Genomic DNA, 1,610 nt, shown 5'->3' with positions numbered 1-1,610 from the left:
TCCTAGAAATAACAATTATTCAAAAATATAAAAAATATAGTAGTAGCAATCGTTAAAAATTGCTAGATTGGCTATATCAATGTTTGACTATTGCCATGGTTCGGGAATTAATAAATAAGGCTTGCTGATTAACTCTAAAAGCTTTTATCTGTAAATTATTTAGCCTTTTTTCTGTGAAAAAAGTGCCAGCTTTTCGCTTACTCTAGTTCAAAATATGAGTATTTTGAGCAGACAAGGGCGGAAAAATTTTAGACAATTTTTTCTTCTACTTCCTCTGTAATTTCTATTCCTCTTGACTCCTGACTCCTGACTTCTACCCTCACCCCTAAGAGTTTTCAGCAAACCCTAAATAAACCTTCTCAAGATATAGATACATCTATTAAATAATTTATTGAACGATTACCTAACTATAGTAATCCGCCCATTGGTTGTGGCAAAATTCTATACTGAAAAAGTTTTGGGAAATTGAATATTTGACCAGAGGGCAAAAAACTTAAATAGCCACTTAACTACTTTAAAAGAACTGCAAAGATGATAGAATTGTTTAATGAAATTTTGGGCTGGCAACCAAATATCTTCAACGGGGTTTTGCTCAGGGGCGTTTGGGGCAAATTTTGTACAATTTATCAACCATTTCTATATGCGTTCAATAATTATTAATTATTAATTATTGAACACATCATATTGCTTCTTTAAATAGTTTTGTAAATCTGATAATCTCAGATAATCTTGTGCCCTCAGCCACTCAATTATTTGCTCTTTTTCTTCGGCCTTTAAGTAACCTTGTGTTCCAATACAATTGAAGCCTTAAACTTTCTACACCATGAAACAGTGCTTGGTTTTTCCATTCGCCCTCTAAACTGTGAGAAACATTTAATAATTCTTTGACTTTATGGTAGGATTTTCCCGACAAAATCATTTTGACCGCTCAAGCTCTTTTTATTTCTTTTGACTATGCATGTTTGATTGATAAAACCATCTAGTTTATCTATAATATTCATTTTTTGTCTTTTGACTGGATCTGTTATTCTTACTATTATATCTGTTGCCACCTATGCACGGATTGCTATAGCAATCCGCCCATTGATTGTGACAATTTTTATAATAGTTAATTTGAGCTGAAAAACTTTAAAATTCTGACTCGGTATTCCTGAGTTATGACTCCTAACTGCCACCAAAATATTACAACTTAAATAGGATTATTATAGTAGTGTTGTCTGGGGATACAAGGCTTAGAAAATAAGCTGCAAAAATTAATGGCAAAAGGCAATTTTTTATCTAGAAAAATTTTCCCATTTAGCAGATATTCCAGATTATATATTTTTGAATTTAGGTATTGCTTATGAACACCAGGGAAACTATTAAACTGCTACTTAAATATATAAAAATTTCAGTAAAAATCATCATAATAAAATTTCTCTCTTTCGTTTAAGTACTTTACTTGGTTGTCAACAGCAATGGTTTATAGCTAAATCTTTCCTAGAAAAAGAAATTAGGGAATAGCAGAAAATAAATTATCCCAATTTTTGTACTATATCCTTACCGAATCATTAATAATTAATAATTATTAATTAAATAATTCAGCTTTCTTTGCCGACCCAATAAAGGGA

Annotated in this window: 1 pseudogene; it reads right to left on the bottom strand. The window is 30.9% G+C overall.

The annotated features are described in order from the left end of the window. Positions 1-407: 407 nt before the first annotated feature. Positions 408-1,001: pseudogene (locus F6K22_RS40445) on the bottom strand (hypothetical protein). Positions 1,002-1,610: the final 609 nt, after the last annotated feature.

The organism is Okeania sp. SIO2F4, from assembly GCF_010672385.1.
Classification (GTDB): Bacteria; Cyanobacteriota; Cyanobacteriia; order Cyanobacteriales; family Microcoleaceae; genus Trichodesmium.
This window is presented reverse-complemented; position numbering and strand designations above follow the sequence as displayed.